This is a genomic window from Microbacterium sp. NPDC064942 (assembly GCF_049545525.1).
GTDB classification, from domain to species: Bacteria; Actinomycetota; Actinomycetes; order Actinomycetales; family Microbacteriaceae; genus Microbacterium; species Microbacterium gawkjiense.
The window spans coordinates 56,923-77,070 of record NZ_JBMWDR010000004.1 but is presented as its reverse complement, the minus strand read 5'-3'; the positions used below and the strand labels follow the sequence as shown (position 1 = coordinate 77,070).

General features: G+C 70.0%; 15 protein-coding genes, 1 tRNA gene and 1 other RNA gene. 7 read left to right on the top strand and 10 right to left on the bottom strand.

The features are described 5' to 3' along the window. Window positions 1–42 precede the first annotated feature (42 nt). Entirely contained in the window at window positions 43–1,755 is a 1,713-nt protein-coding gene (gene sucB / locus ACPEH2_RS08820; RefSeq protein ID WP_359918815.1) for a 2-oxoglutarate dehydrogenase, E2 component, dihydrolipoamide succinyltransferase, read from the top strand. A gap of 14 nt (window positions 1,756–1,769) precedes the next feature. On the opposite strand, the gene ACPEH2_RS08815 is transcribed toward sucB, so the two are convergent. Then, the gene (locus tag ACPEH2_RS08815; protein WP_359918817.1) at window positions 1,770–3,044 is read right to left on the bottom strand and encodes a hypothetical protein; all 1,275 of its coding nucleotides are present in this window, start codon (window positions 3,042–3,044) and stop codon (window positions 1,770–1,772) included. Between the two features lie 117 nt (window positions 3,045–3,161). Here ACPEH2_RS08815 and ACPEH2_RS08810 point away from each other — a divergent pair, with 117 nt between their 5' ends. Next, window positions 3,162–3,872 carry a DUF4191 domain-containing protein gene (locus tag ACPEH2_RS08810; protein WP_217531720.1) on the top strand — a complete coding sequence of 237 codons (711 nt, stop codon included), beginning with the start codon at window positions 3,162–3,164 and terminating at the stop codon, window positions 3,870–3,872. A gap of 9 nt (window positions 3,873–3,881) precedes the next feature. On the opposite strand, the gene ACPEH2_RS08805 is transcribed toward ACPEH2_RS08810, so the two are convergent. After that, window positions 3,882–4,310, bottom strand: a complete 429-nt coding sequence (locus ACPEH2_RS08805; RefSeq protein ID WP_359918819.1) for an RDD family protein — start codon at window positions 4,308–4,310, stop codon at window positions 3,882–3,884. A gap of 131 nt (window positions 4,311–4,441) precedes the next feature. On the opposite strand from ACPEH2_RS08805, the gene glnA (ACPEH2_RS08800) reads away from it, so the two are divergent. Further along, entirely contained in the window at window positions 4,442–5,866 is a 1,425-nt protein-coding gene (glnA, locus tag ACPEH2_RS08800; protein ID WP_253034587.1) for a type I glutamate--ammonia ligase, read from the top strand. 63 nt (window positions 5,867–5,929) lie between these two features. On the opposite strand, the gene ACPEH2_RS08795 is transcribed toward glnA (ACPEH2_RS08800), so the two are convergent. The 5 genes from ACPEH2_RS08795 to ACPEH2_RS08775 form a co-directional block, all read right to left on the bottom strand. Continuing rightward, entirely contained in the window at window positions 5,930–6,196 is a 267-nt protein-coding gene (locus ACPEH2_RS08795; RefSeq protein ID WP_253034586.1) for a hypothetical protein, read from the bottom strand. A 48-nt stretch (window positions 6,197–6,244) separates the two neighbouring features. After that, window positions 6,245–7,153 carry a DUF808 domain-containing protein gene (locus ACPEH2_RS08790; protein WP_359918821.1) on the bottom strand — a complete coding sequence of 303 codons (909 nt, stop codon included), beginning with the start codon at window positions 7,151–7,153 and terminating at the stop codon, window positions 6,245–6,247. 27 nt (window positions 7,154–7,180) lie between these two features. Further along, complete coding sequence (locus ACPEH2_RS08785) at window positions 7,181–10,162, bottom strand: bifunctional [glutamine synthetase] adenylyltransferase/[glutamine synthetase]-adenylyl-L-tyrosine phosphorylase (RefSeq protein ID WP_253034584.1); 2,982 nt, start codon at window positions 10,160–10,162, stop codon at window positions 7,181–7,183. Between the two features lie 4 nt (window positions 10,163–10,166). Continuing rightward, complete coding sequence (gene glnA / locus ACPEH2_RS08780; RefSeq protein WP_064002148.1) at window positions 10,167–11,504, bottom strand: type I glutamate--ammonia ligase; 1,338 nt, start codon at window positions 11,502–11,504, stop codon at window positions 10,167–10,169. 78 nt (window positions 11,505–11,582) lie between these two features. Then, window positions 11,583–11,765 carry a hypothetical protein gene (locus tag ACPEH2_RS08775; RefSeq protein ID WP_064002149.1) on the bottom strand — a complete coding sequence of 61 codons (183 nt, stop codon included), beginning with the start codon at window positions 11,763–11,765 and terminating at the stop codon, window positions 11,583–11,585. A 92-nt stretch (window positions 11,766–11,857) separates the two neighbouring features. Here ACPEH2_RS08775 and ppgK point away from each other — a divergent pair, with 92 nt between their 5' ends. Beyond that, window positions 11,858–12,679, top strand: coding sequence for a polyphosphate--glucose phosphotransferase (gene ppgK / locus ACPEH2_RS08770; protein WP_217531734.1), 822 nt, complete (start codon window positions 11,858–11,860; stop codon window positions 12,677–12,679). A 16-nt stretch (window positions 12,680–12,695) separates the two neighbouring features. Here ppgK and rnpB read toward each other — a convergent pair. From rnpB to ACPEH2_RS08755, 3 genes are all read right to left on the bottom strand, one after another. Beyond that, an RNA gene (rnpB, locus tag ACPEH2_RS08765) (RNase P RNA component class A) lies at window positions 12,696–13,060 on the bottom strand. Window positions 13,061–13,118: 58 nt separating this feature from the next. Beyond that, complete coding sequence (locus ACPEH2_RS08760; RefSeq protein ID WP_423718630.1) at window positions 13,119–14,816, bottom strand: bifunctional 3'-5' exonuclease/DNA polymerase; 1,698 nt, start codon at window positions 14,814–14,816, stop codon at window positions 13,119–13,121. Continuing rightward, the gene (locus ACPEH2_RS08755) at window positions 14,813–15,544 is read right to left on the bottom strand and encodes a zinc ribbon domain-containing protein (RefSeq protein WP_217531803.1); all 732 of its coding nucleotides are present in this window, start codon (window positions 15,542–15,544) and stop codon (window positions 14,813–14,815) included. The genes ACPEH2_RS08760 and ACPEH2_RS08755 overlap by 4 nt, the downstream gene beginning before the upstream one ends. A 106-nt stretch (window positions 15,545–15,650) precedes the next feature. Between ACPEH2_RS08755 and ACPEH2_RS08750 the strand changes: the two genes are divergently transcribed. From ACPEH2_RS08750 to aceE, 3 genes are all read left to right on the top strand, one after another. Continuing rightward, window positions 15,651–17,132: an amino acid permease gene (locus tag ACPEH2_RS08750; protein WP_217531736.1), complete on the top strand. Its 1,482-nt coding sequence runs from the start codon at window positions 15,651–15,653 to the stop codon at window positions 17,130–17,132. Window positions 17,133–17,177: 45 nt separating this feature from the next. Further along, a tRNA-Val gene (locus ACPEH2_RS08745) sits at window positions 17,178–17,250 on the top strand. Window positions 17,251–17,415: 165 nt separating this feature from the next. Then, entirely contained in the window at window positions 17,416–20,142 is a 2,727-nt protein-coding gene (gene aceE, locus ACPEH2_RS08740) for a pyruvate dehydrogenase (acetyl-transferring), homodimeric type (protein ID WP_423718612.1), read from the top strand. Window positions 20,143–20,148 lie beyond the last annotated feature (6 nt).

The window sequence follows — 20,148 nt, the reverse complement described above, 5'->3', positions numbered from 1 at the left end:
AAGCTAGACAGCACATCGCACTTTCTTGAAGGAGACACAGTCATGAGCACATCCGTGGTCCTCCCCGCGCTCGGTGAGAGCGTCACCGAGGGAACGGTCACCCGCTGGCTCAAGAAGGTCGGTGATTCCGTCCAGGCCGATGAAGGACTCCTGGAGATCTCGACCGACAAGGTCGACACCGAGATCCCCTCGCCCGTCAGCGGCGTCATCGAGGAGATCCTCGTGCAGGAGGACGAGACCGTCGAGATCGGCGCCGTGCTCGCGAAGATCGGTGACGGCTCGTCCGCGCCGGCCGAGTCCGAGCCCGCCGAGTCCGCTCCGGCCGAGTCCGCACCTGAGCAGTCCGCGCCCGCCGAGCCCGCCCCGCAGGAGACTCCCGCCGAGTCCGCACCGGCACCGGCACCGGCGGCATCCGGCGACGCGAAGGACGTCGTCCTCCCCGAGCTCGGTGAGAGCGTCACAGAGGGCACCGTCACCCGCTGGCTCAAGCAGGTCGGCGACGACGTCGCGGTCGACGAGCCCCTCCTCGAGATCTCGACCGACAAGGTCGACACCGAGATCCCCTCGCCCATCGCCGGCACGCTGACCGAGATCCTGGTCCAGGAGGACGAGACCGTCGAGGTCGGCGCCGTCCTGGCCCGCGTCGGATCCGGCGCCGCCGCGGCACCCGCTGAATCGGCCCCCGCGGCACCCGCCGAGGAGAAGGCCCCCGAGGCCCCGGCGCCCCAGAGCGAGGCGCCCGCCGCCGAGCAGCCCAAGGCCGAGGAGCCGAAGGCCGAGCAGCCGAAGGCCGAGCAGCCCGCTCCGGCCGCACCGGCGCCGGCCGAGTCGGCGTCGGACGACGAGGGCGTCACCTACGTGACTCCTCTCGTGCGCAAGCTCGCCCAGCAGCACGGCGTCGACCTGTCGAACGTGCGTGGCAGCGGCGTCGGTGGACGCATCCGCAAGGAGGACGTCCTCAAGGCCGCCGAGGCCCCCAAGGCCGAGTCCGCGCCCGTCGCTACCGCCGCGCCGGCGCCTGCCGCCGTCGAGGTCTCGCCGCTGCGCGGGACCACCCAGGCGATGTCGCGTCTGCGCAAGGTGCTCGCCAGCCGTGCCGTCGAGTCGATGCAGCAGACCGCTCAGCTGACGACGGTCGTCGAGGTCGACGTCACGAAGCTCGCGAACTACCGCGACTCGGTGAAGAACTCGTTCCTCGAGAAGACCGGCGACAAGCTGTCGTTCCTGCCGTTCTTCGCGCTGGCGGCCGCCGAAGCCCTCAAGGCGTTCCCGATCATCAACGCGACCGTCGACGGCGACCAGATCGTCTACCCGGCGAGCGAGAACCTCTCGATCGCGGTCGACACCGAGCGGGGTCTGCTGACGCCCGTCCTGCGTGACGCGGGCGACAAGAACATCGCACAGATCGCGCACGAGATCGCCGACCTCGCCGACCGGACGCGTAACAACAAGCTGAAGCCCGACGAGCTGGCCGGCGGCACGTTCACGCTCACCAACACCGGTTCGCGTGGCGCGCTGTTCGACACCCCCGTGGTGTTCCTGCCGCAGTCGGCCATCCTGGGCACGGGCGTCGTCGTGAAGCGTCCCGGAGTCGTCTCGGTCGACGGGAAGGACGCGATCAGCGTCCGCTCCTACGTCTACCTGGCGCTGTCCTACGACCACCGCGTCATCGACGGTGCCGACGCCGCGCGCTTCCTCAGCGCGGTGAAGGCTCGCCTCGAGGCGGCGCAGTTCGAAGGTCAGCTCGGCGTCTGACACCCCCAGCGGGATCATGGCTGGTCCGCGAGGTCGTACACCTCGCGGACCAGCCATCGCTTTTCCACCCGCACCATGACGAGCACCTGGGTCACCTCGGCCGTCACGATCCGGACGGCCGCGGCACCGCCGTACTCGTCGACCACCTCCACCGCGTAGTCCCCACCCGCGGCGTCGATCGGTCGGGCCGCTCCGGGCTCCTCCCAGAGCTTTCCGAGACAGGCGTCGTCACCACAGGCAGCCAGCGCGTCCACCAGGCCGCGAGCCGCGTCGACGATCTCCGCCGGCCCCTCATCGGACCGGACGGCGTCCTCCGTCGCAGGATCCTCGTCGCGCACCGGAGTGGCGGATGCCGACGGCGCCGCCGCGCGCGTCGGATCAGCGGACCCGCCGGCCGCCGCTGCCGGGCGCTCCCCTTCCCCTGACGGCCACAGGGCGCCCCCGGCGATGACCGCCGTGGCCACGGCTGCCGCGACGAGGAGGACACGGCGCCGTCCCCCCGTGGGCCGGTCTGCCTGCCGATCACCCGCGCGCGGCGTCGCACGGGTGCGACGGACGACCGCGGCCCACGCGCGCCCGACCCGCTCGGCGACCCCCACGTCCACCAAGCGCGCGAGCAGGTCCCGCACGGTGCCGGCGACGCTCCCACTCGCGTGCGGTGGAGCCACGGCGCGTTCGCGTCTCTTGGGCAGGTGCCCGTCCTCGCGCCGTTCCGTCGGAAGCGGTTCGGGATCCGCCGCGGCGAACAACGCGCCTTCGATCGCCTCGCCCTCTCGGCGCAGGAGCCGGGGGTCGCCGATCGCCGCTGCGGCGCTCTCGAGTGCTCGCTGCAGCGGCGGGTCTGCGGCATCCACCCGCCGGAGGAGGTCGACGGTGTCCTCGCGCCAGGCGAGCGTGCCGGTCAACGCGAGGACGGGTCTGCCCTCGGTGGTGACCCACCATCGTCCGGCCTCGGCACCGAGTCCGTCCGCCTCGCGTGCGCCTCGGAGGGCGCTGACCGCCAGCGTGACGAGGACACCCGGCGGAGGCGAGCCGTCCGTCAGCACCTCGTCGAGCCTGACGGGACAGTGCGGCAGGACGACACGGGGACCTTCCGGCGTCCCCGCGGCGTCCATCGGGGCGAGGAGGTGCTCGGCCCCGTGCGCCGCCCACGCGGGCGAGGCGCCGAAGGCAGCGGCGTCCACCCACACGGTCGGCGGGTCACCGGCGCGCAGTACCCCGGCGAACGGGGCCTCGGCCGCGGTGAGCTCGCGCAGCGCCGGCGGGATGTCCAGAGCGACGGGTTCCATTCCTCCACCCTCCGCCCGCGCCCACCATCATCGGCTGCGCTTCGACGACCGGTGGACAGCCGCCCGCCGCCGACGACGTGTGAAGAAGTCCGCGGGCCGCGAAGGTAGGCTGAGCACATGGCATCCCGCAGTACCGCACCTGAGAAGCGCCCCGGATTCTTCTCCCAGATCCGCTCGCTGTACACGTTCACCCGGAGCGAGTTCCGGTGGTTGCCGTGGGCCTTGATCGGTGCCCTGCTCCTCGGTGTCGCCCTGGGCGTCGGCCTCGGCTTCCTCGTGCCGCCGGTGGAGATCTGGAGCGTCATCCTCTGGGGTGTCAGCGGCCTGCTCATGGGCTTCCTCTTCGCGATGATCCTGCTGACGCGCCTGTCGACGCGGGTCATGTACAAGAAGCTCGACGGGATGCCGGGTGCCACCGGGCACATCCTCTCGACCGGTCTCGGTCGGAGCTGGGTGACGTCCGACATGCCCGTGGGTGTCAACCCGCGGACGCAGGACGCCGTCTACCGGGCCGTCGGTCGCGGCGGGGTCGTCATCATCGGAGAGGGTGCGCGTGGGCGACTGACGCGCCTCGTGAACGACGAGCGCAAGAAGGTCGCGCGGGTCGCCTCGGGCATCAACATCGAGGTCCTCTACGTCGGCGACGGCGAGGGTGACGTCCACATCTCCAAGCTCGCCAAGACCATCAAGGCGCTGCCCAAGACCGTCGATCGCGCCACCCTCGCGGCCGTCGTCAAGCGCATCGACTCGGTGTCGCAGTCGGTGACGTCGCTGCCGATCCCCAAGGGCATCGACCCGACGCGCGCCCGCGCTCCGCGACCCCGGTAAGCAGCCGCGTCAGCCGCGGACGAGGACGGTTCCGACCACCTTGTCGTGGAGGCCACGCTGGTCGGCGTCCCAGATCACCGCGGGCAGCACGACCACGAGCAGTGCCGTGCGGACGATGGGACGCCAGAGGCCGGGCCATCCGCCGCGCGCCAGCTCCACCCGCATCCCGAGGATCCGGTGACCCGGACTCCCGCCGATCGTGGGGATGAACAGGATCTGGAGGGCGGCGAACACGATCATCGGCGCGAACAACGTCCAGCCGGCCTTCTCAGGCAGGGCGAACTGGTCGTATCCGAAGAACGCCGTCGCCAGCACCGTCGCCGCCGCGTAGTCGATGAACAGGGCGCCGATGCGCCGGCCGGGCCGGCCGATGCTGCCGCGGCCGGTGGCGGGACGTCCGAGCCGTTCGCCGGGGTAGTCGGGCAGGGTCGATGACACCGTCTCAGCGTAATCCGGACCGCGTAACATCCTCGAAACATCGGGGACACTGCCGGGCAACTGCACCCCGATAGGTTCGAGGAGCGCCTGATCCGACGGGCGACGACAACGCACCCGATCTTGGAGACTCCATGTTCAAAGATTCTTCCGAGGTGCTCGCGTTCATCAAGGACGAGGACGTCAAGTTCCTCGACATCCGTTTCACGGACCTCCCTGGTGTGCAGCAGCACTTCAACATCCCGGCCTCGACCGTCGACGAGGAGTTCTTCACGGTCGGCCAGCTCTTCGACGGCTCCTCGATCCGCGGCTTCGCGAACATCCACGAGTCGGACATGCAGCTCATCCCGGATGTCACGACGGCCTACCTCGACCAGTTCCGCGAGGCGAAGACGCTCGTCATGATCTTCGACATCTACAACCCGCGCACCGGCGAGATCTACCACAAGGACCCGCGTCAGGTCGCCAAGAAGGCGGAGAAGTACCTCGCGTCGACCGGCATCGCCGACACCGCATTCTTCGCCCCCGAGGCGGAGTTCTACATCTTCGACGACGTCCGCTACGAGGTGAAGCAGAACTCGAGCTTCTACTCCGTCGACTCCGAAGAGGGCGCCTGGAACACCGGCCGCGCCGAAGAGGGCGGCAACCTCGCCAACAAGACGCCGTACAAGGGCGGATACTTCCCGGTCAGCCCGGTCGACAAAACCGCCGACCTGCGTGACGACATCTCGCTGAAGCTGATCGAGGCCGGTTTCGCCCTCGAGCGCTCGCACCATGAGGTGGGCACCGGCGGCCAGCAGGAGATCAACTACCGCTTCGACACCATGGTGCACTCGGCGGACGACATCCTGAAGTTCAAGTACATCGTCAAGAACACCTGCGAGCAGTGGGGCAAGGTCGCGACCTTCATGCCCAAGCCGCTCTTCGGCGACAACGGCTCCGGCATGCACACGCACCAGTCGCTGTGGCTCGACGGCAAGCCGCTCTTCTACGACGAGAAGGGCTACGGCGGGCTGTCGGACACCGCTCGCTGGTACATCGGCGGCCTGCTGGCTCACGCCCCCGCGGTCCTCGCGTTCACCAACCCGACGATCAACTCGTACAAGCGACTGGTCAAGGGCTACGAGGCGCCGGTCAACCTGGTCTACTCGGCCGGCAACCGCTCGGCGGCCATCCGCATCCCGATCACCGGGTCGAACCCGAAGGCCAAGCGCATCGAGTTCCGCGCACCGGATGCCTCCGGTAACCCGTACCTCGCCTTCGCCGCGCAGATGATGGCCGGCCTCGACGGCATCATCAACCGCATCGAGCCGCACGAGCCGGTCGACAAGGACCTGTACGAGCTTCCCCCCGAGGAAGCCAAGAACATCCCGCAGGTCCCGAACTCGCTCCTCGACTCGCTCGAGGCGCTGCGCGCCGACCACGAGTTCCTGACGCGGGGCAACGTGTTCACGCCCGAGCTCATCGAGACGTGGATCGAGTACAAGATCGAGAACGAGATCAAGCCGATCGCGGCGCGTCCGCACCCGTTCGAGTACGAGCTGTACTTCGGGGTCTGATCGCCCGACTGTGAAGGCCCGCCGGCATCGCGCCGGCGGGCCTTTCACGTGTGCGGCCGCGGGTCAGAACCCGGGGAGGTTGATCTCCTTCGGGTCGACCTCGACCTCGCCGACGTCGTCGGGTCCCCCGGTGCCCGGTGCGACCTGCACCTGATCCTCGTCGATGTCGCCCGCCACCTCGTCGGAGACGTGCTCGTCCTGCTTCTGCTGCGTCTCGGTCTCGCTGCCGGGGCTGTACGCGGTGTCGTGATCGATCTGGTCGTCCTGCGAGTGGGCGGTGTCGGTGGCCTCGGTGGGCTCGACCGGAGCGGAGTTCTGATCGTTGGTCATGACTGGACGGTACGGCCCCGCTTGGTAGCCGCCGGACCCCTTGACAGGTCAGTGAACGGAGGCGGACGAACTGCCGCTGTGCTCCTGGTGGCCTCCGCGGAGCCGGCCGACGAGCATGATCACCCCGACGATCACGAGGCCGAGGAGAAGGCCGGCGATCGCGGAGACCAGCGTCTCGCCGACCCAGACCACGACCGGACCGGCAGCCTCGAGCAGGTGCTCGACGCCGTGCAGGAGGTCGGTCGTCCAGTGCCATCCGACCTTGCCCACGTTCTCCAGGACGAGGTATCCACCGACCCACAGCATCGCCACGGTCCCCAGGATGCTGATCCCGCGGAACACCGCGGGCATGGACCGCACGATGCGGGCGCCGTTGTGGCGGACGCGCCTGACCGGGCTCTTCGCCATCCGCAGACCGATGTCGTCGATCTTCACGAGCAGGGCGACGGCCCCGTAGACGAGCAGCGTCATCATGAATCCGATGACAGCCAGGATGGCGAGGGTCTGCCAGATCCCGAGCCCTTCCTCCAGGCTGTCCAGCGAGATGAGCATGATCTCGCTCGAAAGGATGAGGTCGGTGCGGACGGCGCCCAGCACGAGCTTCTTCTCGTCGCGCTCCGCCTCCTCCTCCGCGTGGAGGTGGAACCCGAACCACTCGAGGACCTTCTCCGCACCCTCGAAGCAGAGGAAGGCGCCGCCCAGGATCAGGAGGTAGGGCAGCACCCACGGCGCGAAAGCGGTCAGCACGAGGGCGATCGGGATGATGATCAGGAACTTGTTGATCAACGAGCCGAGGGCGATCTTGCCGACGATCGGCAGTTCGCGGGCCGGGGTCACACCCTGCACATACTGCGGGGTCACCGCGGCGTCGTCGATGACGACGCCCGCAGTCTTGGACGACGCCTTCAGGGCGGCACTCAGGATGTCGTCGACGACGGCCAGCAGTCCAACGGACATGGGGGAAGCCTTTCGGTGGGTCGGCGCTCAGCCGTAGAAGAGATTCTCGAAGGCGCGGCGGGCTCGCCGCGCGGTCCGCAGCCAATCCTCCTCCACCTGCGTGGCCGAGCGCGGTTCATACTCCAGGAGGCGGCCGATCCCGTCGAGTTTGCCACGGTCGCTCGGCAGCACGTCGCTCGTCTGTCCGGACAGCAGGGTGTTCGCCGATCGAAGCCGGCTCGCAAGCCACCATGCCGCGGCCAGGCGCTCGGCTGCGGCATCCGGGATCAATCCGGCGCCCTGCGCTGCCGCGAGTGCTTGTGTCGTTGAAGTCGTCCGAAGACCCTCGACCTGCGCGGCGTGCTGCAACTGCAGCAGCTGCACGAGCCACTCAACGTCGCTGAGGCCGCCGGGGCCGAGCTTCAGGTGACGCGACCGGTCGGCCCCCTGCGGCAGCCGCTCGTTCTCGACGCGCGCCTTGATGCGTTTGATCTCGCGCAGGCCCTGCGGGTCGGGATCGAGCGGATAACGGACCTCGTCCGCCAACGCCATGAACCGCGCGATCAGCTTGACGCTGCCGGCGACACCCCTCGCCCGCAGCAGGGCCTGAGCCTCCCACGACAGGGACCAGCGCCGGTAGTACTCGGCATAGGCGTCGATCGAGCGCGCCATGGGTCCGTTCCGACCCTCGGGCCGCAGCCCCGCGTCGAGGTCGAACGGCGCGCGATGGTCCTCGGAATGCGTGCGCAGACCCTGCACGATCTTCAGCGCGAGATCGTGGGCGCGCTGCGGCGGCACACCGTTGGGGTCGTAGACGAACATGACGTCGGCATCCGATCCGAAGCCCAGCTCGCCGCCGCCGAAGCGCCCCATCGCGATCACCGCGAAATCGAGCGAATCGTCCTCGGGGGGCACGACCTCCCGCCAGACGGCCCGCAGCGTCGCCTGGATCGTCACCTCGCTGATGGAGGTGAGACCGTCGGCGAGCTCGGCCATCGTCAACTCGCCGAGCAGGCCGCCGAGAGCGAGACGCAGCAGTTCCCGGCGTCGCAGCGCACGGACCGACCGCATCGCGTCGCCGATCGACTCGTGACGGGCCTGGATGGCGCGAGCCTCCTGCTGCAGGGCGAACCCGGACCTCGGGCGCAGCTGTTCGGACGAGTCCAGCCACGCGACCGCCTCGGGGATCCACTCCATGAGGTCGGCGGCGTAGCGGGAGCCGGAGAGCACGTGGGTGAGCCGTTCGGCCGCGCCCGACGAGTCCCGGAGCATGCGGAGGAACCACGGCGTGTCGCCGAGGCGTTCGCTGATGCGGCGGAACGAGACCATCCCGTAGTCGGGGTCGACGCCGTCGGCGAACCACCGGATCATCACCGGCATGAGGTGCCGTTGGATGGTGGCCTTGCGGCTGAGTCCACTCGTCAGTGCGCCGATGTGGCGGAGCGTGCCGGCGGGATCGCGGAAGCCGATGGCCGCGAGACGATCGTGCGCCTGCGTGGACGACAGCGCCCCCTGCTCCTCGGCCGGGAGGGCCGCCACGGCCGACAGCAGCGGCCGGTAGAACAGACGGATGTGGATCTCGCGTACCTGCTGCTTGATCCGCTCCCAGACCGCGCCGATGCCCGCCGCGTCGGTGGCGAGGCCCGTGGCCCGCGCCAGGACGCGCAGCTCGTCGTCCGTGGTCGGCATGAGGTGCGTGCGCTGCAGGCGGCGCAGCTGCAGTCGGTGCTCCATGACCCGGAGGGTGCGGTAGTGCTGGCCAAAAGCCGCGGCATCCGTCCGTCCGATGTACCCCTCGCCGACGAGCGCGACGAGGGCCCCGAGCGTGCTCTGCTGCCGGATCCCCTCGTCGGCCAGACCGTGGACCAGTTGCAGCAGCTGCACTGTGAACTCGATGTCGCGGATGCCGCCCGGCCCGAGCTTCAACTGCCGCGCGACCTCGTCGGCGGGGATGTGATCCGTCACGCGTTCGCGCATCCGCTGGACGCTGTCGACGAAGTTCTCGCGCGCGCTGCTCGTCCACACCTGCGGCTGCACGGCCGCGCAGTACTCCTCCCCCAGCGCCAGGTCGCCCGCGAGCGGGCGCGCCTTGAGGAGGGCCTGGAACTCCCAGCTCTTCGCCCACCGGGCGTAGTAGGACAGGTGCGAGTCGAGGGTCCGCACGAGCGCACCCTGCTTGCCCTCGGGTCGCAGGTTGGGGTCGACCTCCCACAGCGGCGGTTCGATCTCGACGTCCGAGATGCCGCGCATCGTGAGGGTGGCGAGACGGGTCGCGATGTCGATCGCGCGCCCCTCCGCCAGGTCGGCGCCGTCGGCGACCCCGGCGACGAAGATCACGTCGACGTCGCTCACGTAGTTCAGTTCGCGGGCCCCGGTTTTGCCCATCCCGATGACGGCCAGCCGCGTCGCCGCGACCTGCTCGCGCGGGAACATCGCGAGCGCCGCACGCGTCCGCGCCGCGCACAGCGAGGCGTCGAGGGCGGCGCCGGCGGCGTCGGCGAGAGCGGCCGCCACCTCGGGCAGGACGTCGGTCGCGTCGGGCGCGGCGAGATCGTACGCCGCGATGAGCGCGACGATCCGCCGGTAGCGGACGCGCAGGGCGACCCACGCGGATTCATCGGATGCCGCCGCGAAACCGTCGGCATCCGCTCCGATCGCCTCGAGCAGCCCCTCCCGCATCGCCTGCGGCGAGGGGAGCATGCGACCGGCCCCGACGAGGTGGGTGAGCTCCTCGGGGTGGCGGAGGAAGAAGTCCGCGAACCCCGACGAGGCACCGAGCAGCGACCACAGCACCGCGCCCGCGTCGTCCATGGCGGTGCGCAGTGCGGCGGCATCGCGCCGGCCGATCCGCACGCAGGCCTGAACCGCGCCGTCGGGATCCGCCGCTCGCTGGGCGCTCTCGACGAGGTGGCCGCGGTCGATCCCGGTGAGGGAGCTCAGCTCGTCGAGGGCGTCGGAGGATGGCTCGAGGTCAGAAAAGCCCGCACGGGCCAGATCGGTGAGTGCTGCGCGTCGCTCGGTGGAGGCCATCGCCTCAGAGCATCTCGAGGTTCTTCTGCAGCTCGAACGGGGTGACCTGCGACCGGTACTCCTGCCACTCGCGGCGCTTGTTCAGCAGCACGTAGTTGAACACCTGCTCGCCGAGGGTCTCGGCGACGAGCTCGGACTCCTCCATGTACTCCAGGGCGTGGTCGAGGCTCGAGGGAAGCGGACCGTAGCCGAGGGCCCGGCGCTCGGCATCCGTCAACGACCACACGTTGTCCTCGGCCTCGGGCGGGAGCTCGTACTCCTCCTCGATGCCCTTGAGGCCGGCGGCGAGCATGAGCGCGTACGCGAGGTACGGGTTGGCGGCGGAGTCCAGTGCGCGGTACTCGACGCGCGTCGACTGGCCCTTGTTGGGCTTGTACATCGGCACCCGCACGAGGGCGGAGCGGTTGTTGTGGCCCCAACAGATGAAGCTTGGCGCCTCGTCCCCGCCCCAGAGGCGCTTGTAGGAGTTCACGAACTGGTTCGTGACGGCCGAGATCTCGTTCGCGTGACGCAGGAGGCCGGCGATGAACTGGCGGCCGGTCTTGGAGAGCTGGTACTGCGCGCCCTCCTCGTAGAACGCGTTCATGTCGCCCTCGAACAGGGACATGTGCGTGTGCATGCCGCTGCCCGGCTTGCCACTGAGGGGCTTCGGCATGAACGTCGCGTAGACGCCCTGCTCGATCGCCACCTCCTTCACGACGGTGCGGAACGTCATGATGTTGTCGGCCGTCGCCAGCGCGTCGGCGTACCGGAGGTCGATCTCGTTCTGACCCGGCCCACCCTCGTGGTGGCTGAACTCGACGGAGATGCCGAGGTCCTCGAGCATCCGCACCGAGCGGCGGCGGAAGTCGTGCGCCGTGCCGCCGGGGACATTGTCGAAGTAGCCCGCCGAGTCGACGGGCTCGGGTCCCTCGGGACCGAAGGACGACGACTTGAGCAGGTAGAACTCGATCTCGGGGTGCGTGTAGAAGGTGAAGCCGGCGTCCCCCGCCTTGGCGAGGGCGCGCTTGAGCACGTTGCGCGGATCGGCGACCGCGGGCTGCCCGTCGGGGGTCGTGATGTCGCAGAACATGCGCGCCGTCGGGTCGATCTCGCCGCGCCAGGGCAGGGTCTGGAACGTGGAGGGGTCCGGGTGGGCCAGCAGGTCGGACTCGTAGGAACGGGTCAGACCTTCGATCGCGGACCCGTCGAAGCCGAGTCCCTCCGCGAAGGCGCCCTCCACCTCGGCGGGGGCGATCGCGACCGACTTGAGGGTTCCGGTCACATCGGTGAACCACAACCGGATGAACTTGACCCCCCGTTCCTCGATCGTCCTCAGAACGAAGTCACGCTGCTTGTCCATCGCATCCTTCCCGGTGCCGAGCCGACTGCAAGACTATCGGTCCGCCACGGCGCCGCACTCACGCGACGCGGGCGCGCCTCAGTCGTCTTCGGCCGCGTCCTCCGCCGCCCACGCGCGGGAGCGTTCGCGCATGATCTCGGGAGCGCGCGCCGCCTCTTCGGCGGTGTCGAACGGGCCGGCCCGATCGGCCGACGGCACCTCGAACCCCTGCTGCACCTCGCCCGTCTTCAGGTTGTACCAGTACTTGTCGGCGTCGCTCATGGGGTCCTCCTCGGCCTCGTGTGCTTCATCCTACGAAGGCGGCGCCCCGCATCCTACGATTCCCATCGCGCGGTCGCAGTAGGCTCGGAGGCATGACTGGGACCGCCACCACCGCCGTCGGCATCGACATCGGAGGGACGGGCATCAAGGGTGCCCTCGTCGACCTCTCGCAAGGAACGCTCCTCACCGACCGGATCAAGGTCCCGACGCCCAAGGGCGCCGAACCCGACGACGTGCTCACGGCCGTGCGCGAGGTGCTCGAGAAGCTCGAGGTCACCGACGCCGACGTCCCCCTGGGCGTCGCGTTCCCGGCGATCGTGAAGAACGGCCGCACCCTGTCCGCCGCGAACGTCGCCGACACGTGGATCGACTTCGAGGCCGAGGCGTTCTTCGAGAAGGGACTCGGCCGCCAGATCCACTTCGCCAACGACGCGGACGTCGCCGGCGTCGCCGAGATGCGCTACGGCGCCGCGAAGGACCGCAACGGCCTCGTCCTGCTGACGACCCTCGGCACCGGCATCGGCACCGCGATGATCTACAAGGGCGTCCTCGTTCCGAACACGGAGCTGGGCCACCTGCACCGCCCCGGTCACAAGACGGACTTCGAGCACTTCGCCGCCTACTCGGCGATGGAGCGCGAGGAACTCGAATGGGATGCCTGGGCCGGCCGTCTGCAGCAGTACTACAGCCACCTCGAGTTCCTGTTCACGCCCGACCTGTTCGTCGTCGGCGGCGGCGTCTCGAAGCACGCCGACAAGTTCCTGCCGCTGCTCGATCTGAAGACCGAGATCGTCCCCGCCGTGCACCGCAACAACGCGGGCATCATCGGCGCGGCGGCGCTCGCTCTCGCGGGCGAGCGTGAGGACGTATCGGCCGAGCAGGGCGGCGACCTGGCGGACACCACCGCGCGCTGACGCGTCGTCCGGAGGGCGAATGGGCCGGCCTGTACGCCGGGTTCTGTCCGGGGGTCCTCGCGGACCCCGTGGACGGTCATCTCTCTCGGCGACACGTTGCCGTGCCGCTCCAGCGGTCTACCCGGGGACTCAGCGGGCCGCGTCGGCATCCCCTGTCTGACCTTGCTCCGGGCGAGGTTTACCGTGCGGGTCGTGTCACCACGACCCCGGTGGTCTCTTACACCACCCTTTCACCCTTACCCCGGTCGGAACCGGGGCGGTCTACTCTCTGTGGCACTGTCTCGCGGATCACTCCGGGTGGGTGTTACCCACCGCCCTGCCCTGTGGAGCCCGGACGTTCCTCGGTGCGCTCTCGCGCCACGCGACCGTCCAGCCGACCCATTCGCGGGGTCGAGTCTATCCGGCCGGCCGGTCACTCCTTCGCGGCGTCGACCCGCACCTACAGGTCGAGGCGGAAGTCCAACGGGATGTCGCCGAAGAGCAGGCGCGTGGCCGCGTCGGCCGCGAGCGACACCGCCTCGGCCGCGAGCGCCGCGTGCGCGGCCGGCGTGTGGACGATGACCTCGTCGTGCAGGAAGAAGGCCAGGTGCGCCTGCCGTGCGTGGAGCGGACCCGACCGGGGCGCAGCATCCGCCTCGTCGACGAGCGGCAGCGCGGCGAGGCGCGCACGCAGGTCGCCCAGCCACGCGAGGGCCCACTCCGCTGCCGTCCCCTGCACGACGAAGTTACGCGTGAAGCGCCCACGGTCGCGCGCGGCGCGGCGGGCGCGCGTCCTGTCCGCCTCGGTCGCCTCGGGGTCCCCCGCGCTCCCCTGCAGCGCTCGCCACCCCGGCGACGGCGGCGGGCTGCTGCGCCCCAGCCACGTCGAGACGACACCGCCCTCTTCGCCGACTCGCGCGGCGTCGTCGACGAGCCCCATGGCGCGCGGGTAGGCGCGGCGGAGGGCCGGCACGAGTCGTCCGCTGTCCCCCGTCGTCGCGCCGTACATCGCGCCGAGCAGCGCGAACTTCGCCTCGGACCGGGTGCTCACGACGCCGCGCGAGACGATGCCCTCGTAGAGGTCCGTGTCCCTCGCGCTGTCGGCCAGGGCGGCATCCCGCGACATCGCGGCGAGCACCCGCGGTTCGAGCTGCGCCACGTCGGCGACCACGAGCGACCACCCGGGGTCGGCCCGCACCGCGGGGCGCAGCTGACGCGGCATCTGGAGTGCACCTCCCCCGGACGACGCCCACCGTCCCGTGACCACGCCGCCCGGCACGTACACCGGGCGGAACCGGCCGTCGGGTGCCCACTCGTCGCGCCAGGCCCACCCGTTCGCGGTGAACAGCCGCATGAGGCGCTTGTACTCGAGCAGCGGCGCGATCACCGGATGGTCGTACTCGCGCAGCTCCCACTTGCTGGTCGACGCCGCCGCGACCCCCACGCGGTGCAGCGCGCGCAGGAGCTTCGGCTGCGAGTCGAGGCTGACACCGGGGTCGCCGAGGAGCGCACGGATCTCGGCGCCGAGCGCCTCGATGCGCGCGGGCAGGCGCCCGGCGGCTTCCCGAGGCCCCAGCATTCCGGTCAGGATCCCGTCGTGCACCTCCGCGTCCCAGGGCACGCCCGCCGCGTGCATCTCGGTCGCGACGAGGGCACCGACCGATTCCGCCGCCACCAGCAGGCGCAGCCCCGCCGCGCTCGCGGCGATCACCTCGCGCTGACGTTCGAACTCCGCCAGGGCCGAGTCCAGGTCGCGGGGCACCTCGCGCGTGCCCGGATCGATGTCGAAGAGCGCGCTCGGTCCGTCATCGACGACGGATGCCGCGGCATCCCACTCCGTCGCAGAGCGCAGGCGGTCCGCTGCCACCGCACGCGCGCTGTCGCGCAGGATCGCGTGCGCGAGGCGCAGGTCGTGACACCGCGCGACGCGGACGCCTCCCGCGAGGAGGGCCGGGTACCACGCGGTCGTGTCGCTCCACACCCAGCGGGTGGTGCCCTCCGTGCGCCGCACCCGCTCGGCGAAGTCGCGCCTGTCGAGGTGGGTCGTGTCGCCGCGTGATCCGTCGGCGGCGACGGGGACGAGGGCGACACCGTCGCCGATGGCCCCCACCACGATCCAGGGGACGGCGTCCCCGGCGGAGGCGCCCGGGACGGTCAGAGCCCGGAGTCCTCGCCGCGGACGAGGATGCAGCCGCACTCGGGACACGTGACGACGTCGTCCTCGGCCGCCGCGCGGACGGTGTTCAGGTCGGTCCCCGACAGCACCATGCGGCACCCGCCGCAGGTGCGGTGCTGCAGGAGACCGGCGCCGACGCCCCGGGCCGCGAGGCGGTCGTACATCGCGACCAGGTCGGCCGGCAGGCTCGCCGCGATCGCGGCGCGGTCACGCGTGGCGGCCTCGTGGCGGGCGGTCGCGTCGGCCACGACCTCCTTGGCCTCGGCGCTCAGGCGGGCACCCTCCTCGTTGACCGAGGCGATGAGCGCCTCCTGGGCGGCGACCGCAGCCTCCGCCTCCTCGAGGCGCTCCATGACCTCGAGCTCGGCGTCCTCGAGGTCGGACTTGCGCTTGGCGAGCGAGGCGATCTCGTGCTCGAGCCCCTGCGCGTCCTTCGCGCTCGACGTCGACGCGAGCCGCTCGTTGTCGCGGGCGGTCCGGGCGTCGACGACGGCGACGTCGGACTGGATGCGGGCGAGCTCCGCCTTCGCGTCGTCACGGGCACCGAGTCGACGGGTGAGCTCGGCCGAGTGCGTCGCGCGCTCGGCGAGCAGCTCCTTCACGCGGGCGGCCTGCGCGGGGTTGCGGCGAGCGTGATCCGCCTGCTGCGCGGCGAGGTCCGCGTCGGCGAGATCGAGGAGGCGGCGCTGGTCGGCGAAGCTGGCTTTCACGCCCTCCAACCTACCCTCGGCCGACAGGCCGCCGGGGCGTCGGCGACGAGCGGGATGCCGCAACGCGCGAGCATGACGTGCCGGAATCGCGCGGGAGGAGATCAGCATGAGCATGCTGCGCACCAAGACGGTCGAACAGTCGATCGCCGACACCGAGGAGCCGGAGTTCCGCCTCAAGAAGTCGCTGTCCGCGCTCGACCTCACCGTCTTCGGCGTCGGTGTCGTCATCGGCGCCGGCATCTTCACCCTGACGGGGCGCGCCGCGCACGAGGTCGCCGGGCCCGCGATCGTCATCAGCTTCGTCGTCGCGGCCATCGCGTGCGGCCTGGCCGCCATGTGCTACGCCGAGTTCGCCTCCACCGTCCCGGTGTCGGGATCGGCGTACACCTTCTCCTACGCCTCCCTCGGCGAGCTCTTCGCCTGGATCATCGGGTGGGACCTCATCCTCGAGATGTTCCTCGGGGCGAGCGTCGTGGCGCAGGGGTGGAGCGCCTACCTCGGGTCGCTGATGGAACAGCTCGGCGCACCGATCCCCGCGGCCATCGGCTACGGCGGGACCGTCGACGTGATGGCCGTGCTGCTCGTCGTCGTGCTGGGCGTGCTCATCACCCTCGGCATCCGGGAATCCCTGCGCGTCAACCTCGTCCTCGTCGCGGTCAAGCTCTTCATCGTCCTCTTCGTGATCATCGCCGGTCTCCTGTTCGTGAACCCCGCGAACTACTCCCCCTTCATCCCGGATGCCGCGCCGCGCGAGACGGCGTCGGGGCTCACGCAGCCCCTCCTGCAGTTCTTCTCCGGCATCGAGCCGACCGCCTTCGGCGTGGGCGGGATCTTCGCCGGCGCCGCGCTCGTCTTCTTCGCCTACATCGGGTTCGACGTCGTCGCCACGACGGCCGAGGAGACCAAGCGCCCGCAGCGCGACCTCCCGATCGGCATCATCGCCTCGCTCGTCATCTGCACGATCCTCTACGGCGCCGTCGCCCTCGTCGTCACCGGCATGGTGCCGTACCAGGACCTCGACCCGGCCGCCGCGCTCGCGAACGCCTTCGCCTTCCACGGCCAGACCTGGATGGCCACCGTCATCTCCGCCGGCGCCGTCGCCGGGCTCACGACGGTCGTCCTGACGCTCATGATCGGCGCGACCCGCATCATCTTCGCGATGTCGCGCGACGCGCTCCTGCCCCGCGGACTCGCGAAGGTGCACCCCCGCTTCCGGACCCCGTGGGTGATCTCGATCATCGTGACGGTCATCGTCGCCGTGGTCGCCGGGCTCACCCCCGTCGGCGTGCTGGAGGAGATGGTCAACATCGGCACGCTGTCGGCGTTCGTCCTCGTGTCCGTCGGTGTCATCATGCTGCGCCGGCGTCGCCCCGACCTGCCGCGCGGGTTCCGCGTGCCGCTGAACCCGTGGCTGCCCGCCCTGTCGGCCGTCGTCTGCATCTACCTGATGCTGAACCTCACGGTCGAGACCTGGCTGCGCTTCCTCATCTGGCTCGCGCTCGGCTTCGTCATCTACTTCGCGTACTCGCGCCGGCACTCGCGGCTGGCGAAGGGCGGCGACCTGTACACCGCGCCCACCGCGCGGTGACGGCGCACCGGGCCTACGGCTTCCGCCCGTAGACTCGGTCCGTCAGGGCCTTTAGCTCAGCTGGTAGAGCGCCACGCTTACACCGTGGATGTCGTCGGTTCGATCCCGGCAGGGCCCACTCCCGGCATCCGCCCTCCGCTGTCTCATCTCGCCGTCTCGAACGGCGAACGCCGCCGGGCGCAATGGGTAGGCTGAGGACAAGCGAGTTGTGCGCGGCGAACAAGCGCGCCCTCGCTCGAACCCTCCTTCCTGGCACGATCTGCCAGGCGACGAAAGGCCTCTTGTGACTGTCAACGATCAGGATCCGTACTCGCAGGGCCCGCAGGACAGCGACCCGGAAGAGACGTCGGAGTGGCAGGAATCCCTGCGCCAGCTCGTCGACGCCCGGGGCGCCGGCCGCGGCCGCGAGATCATGCTGAGCCTGCTGCAGAGCTCGCGCGAACTGCACCTGAATGTCCCGCAGGTCCCCACCACGGACTACATCAACACGATCCCGGCAGACAGCGAGCCCGAGTTCCCCGGTGACGAAGAGATCGAGCGTCGCTACCGCCGCTGGATCCGCTGGAACGCCGCGTTGACGGTGCACCGCGCTCAGCGTCCCGGCATCGGCGTCGGCGGTCACATCTCGACCTACGCCTCGTCGGCGGCCCTCTACGAAGTCGGTTTCAACCACTTCTTCCGCGGCCCCGACCACTCCAGCGGCGGCGACCAGGTCTTCTTCCAGGGCCACGCCTCCCCCGGCATGTACGCCCGCTCCTTCCTCGAGGGCGGGCTCACGAGCCAGCAGCTCGACGGCTTCCGCCAGGAGGCATCCGCTGCCCCCCACGGTCTGCCGTCGTACCCGCACCCGCGTCTCATGCCGGACTACTGGCAGTTCCCGACCGTGTCGATGGGTCTCGGTCCGATCAACGCCATCTACCAGGCGATGACGAACAAGTACCTCACCAACCGCGGGATCAAGGACCTCTCCGACTCGCACGTCTGGGCCTTCCTCGGCGACGGCGAGATGGACGAGGTCGAGAGCCGCGGTCAGCTGCAGGTCGCGGCGAACGAGGGGCTCGACAACCTCACCTTCGTCGTCAACTGCAACCTGCAGCGACTCGACGGCCCGGTGCGCGGCAACGGCAAGATCGTGCAGGAGCTCGAGAGCTTCTTCCGCGGCGCCGGCTGGAACGTCATCAAGGTCGTCTGGGGCCGCGAGTGGGACGACCTGCTCTCCCGCGACACCGACGGCGCGCTGCTGAACCTCATGAACAGCACCCCCGACGGTGACTTCCAGACGTACAAGGCCGAGAACGGCGCGTACGTCCGCGAGCACTTCTTCGGCCGCGACGAGCGCGCCGCCGCCCTCGTGAAGGACTACTCCGACGAGCAGATCTGGAACCTCAAGCGCGGCGGGCACGACTACCGCAAGGTGTTCGCGGCGTACAAGGCCGCCGTCGAGCACAAGGGCCAGCCCACCGTCATCCTCGCCAAGACGGTCAAGGGATACGGCCTCGGTCCGCACTTCGAGGGGCGCAACGCGACGCACCAGATGAAGAAGATGACCCTGGACGACCTCAAGCTCTTCCGCGACCAGATGCACATCCCGCTGACGGACGCGCAGCTGGAGGAGAACCCGTACGAGCCGCCGTACTACCACCCGGGTGAGGGTGACGAGACGATCGAGTACATGGTCGAGCGCCGTCGCGCGCTGGGCGGCACGCTCCCGCAGCGTCGCAGCACGCACACCGCGATCAGCCTCCCCGACGACAGCGTCTACGCGCTGCCGAAGAAGGGCTCGGGCACGCAGGAGGTCGCCACCACGATGGCGTTCGTCCGCCTGCTCAAGGACCTGCTGCGCACGAAGGACTTCGGCCACCGCATCGTGCCGATCATCCCCGACGAGGCGCGCACGTTCGGTATGGACGCCTACTTCCCGACCGCGAAGATCTACAACCCGAACGGACAGAACTACACGTCCGTCGACCGCGAGCTGCTCCTGGCCTACAAGGAGAGCCCGCAGGGCCAGATCATGCACGTCGGCATCAACGAGGCCGGCGCCGTCGCCGCCTTCACGGGTGTCGGCACCTCCTACGCGACGCACGGCGAACCGCTCATCCCGGTCTACGTCTTCTACTCGATGTTCGGCTTCCAGCGCACGGGCGACGCCCAGTGGGCGGCGGGCGACCAGATGGCGCGCGGCTTCATCATCGGCGCCACCGCCGGACGGACCACGCTGACCGGCGAGGGCCTCCAGCACGCCGACGGCCACTCGCACCTGCTCGCCTCCACCAACCCGGCGACGGTCTCCTACGACCCGGCCTACGGCTACGAGATCGCGCACATCGTGCAGTCGGGACTCGAGCGCATGTACGGCGGGGAGCACGAGGACCCGAACGTCATGTACTACATCACGGTCTACAACGAGCCGATCGTCCAGCCGAAGGAGCCGGAGGATGTCGACGTCGACGGCATCATCCGCGGCATCCACCGCGTCGCGACCGGGTCGGGTGAGGGCCACCGTGCCCAGATCCTCGCCTCGGGCGTGGGTCTGCCGTGGGCGCTCGAGGCGCAGGAGCTGCTGCAGAAGGACTGGGGCGTGAGCGCCGACGTCTGGTCGGTCACCAGCTGGACCGAACTGCGTCGTGACGGTCTGGCGGCGGACGAGCACAACTTCCTGCACCCGACCGAAGAGCCCAAGACGGCCTATGTCACCGAGAAGCTGCGCGACTCCGAGGGACCGATCATCGCCGTCAGCGACTTCATGCACGCCGTGCAGGACCAGATCCGCCAGTGGATCCCCCGCCGGTACGCGACGCTCGGTGCCGACGGCTTCGGCTTCTCGGACACGCGCGCCGCGGCCCGTCGCCAGTTCAAGATCGACGGCCCGTCGATCGTCGTGCGCACGCTGCAGGCCCTGGCCGAGGACGGCGTCGTCGACCGCGGCCTGTCGGCTCAGGCGATCGAGAAGTACCGTCTGCACGACGTCAACGCCGGCACCTCCGGCAACGCGGGCGGCGAAGCCTGACCCGCG

Bases quoted from the DNA above. Each gene is read 5' to 3' on its own strand.
- sucB (WP_359918815.1), top strand. From the start codon at position 43: ATGAGCACATCCGTGGTCCTCCCCGCGCTCGGTGAGAGCGTCACCGAG.
- ACPEH2_RS08815 (WP_359918817.1), bottom strand. From the start codon at position 3,044: ATGGAACCCGTCGCTCTGGACATCCCGCCGGCGCTGCGCGAGCTCACC.
- ACPEH2_RS08810 (WP_217531720.1), top strand. From the start codon at position 3,162: ATGGCATCCCGCAGTACCGCACCTGAGAAGCGCCCCGGATTCTTCTCC.
- glnA (WP_253034587.1), top strand. From the start codon at position 4,442: ATGTTCAAAGATTCTTCCGAGGTGCTCGCGTTCATCAAGGACGAGGAC.
- ACPEH2_RS08795 (WP_253034586.1), bottom strand. From the start codon at position 6,196: ATGACCAACGATCAGAACTCCGCTCCGGTCGAGCCCACCGAGGCCACC.
- ACPEH2_RS08790 (WP_359918821.1), bottom strand. From the start codon at position 7,153: ATGTCCGTTGGACTGCTGGCCGTCGTCGACGACATCCTGAGTGCCGCC.
- ACPEH2_RS08785 (WP_253034584.1), bottom strand. From the start codon at position 10,162: ATGGCCTCCACCGAGCGACGCGCAGCACTCACCGATCTGGCCCGTGCG.
- glnA (WP_064002148.1), bottom strand. From the start codon at position 11,504: ATGGACAAGCAGCGTGACTTCGTTCTGAGGACGATCGAGGAACGGGGG.
- ACPEH2_RS08775 (WP_064002149.1), bottom strand. From the start codon at position 11,765: ATGAGCGACGCCGACAAGTACTGGTACAACCTGAAGACGGGCGAGGTG.
- ppgK (WP_217531734.1), top strand. From the start codon at position 11,858: ATGACTGGGACCGCCACCACCGCCGTCGGCATCGACATCGGAGGGACG.
- ACPEH2_RS08750 (WP_217531736.1), top strand. From the start codon at position 15,651: ATGAGCATGCTGCGCACCAAGACGGTCGAACAGTCGATCGCCGACACC.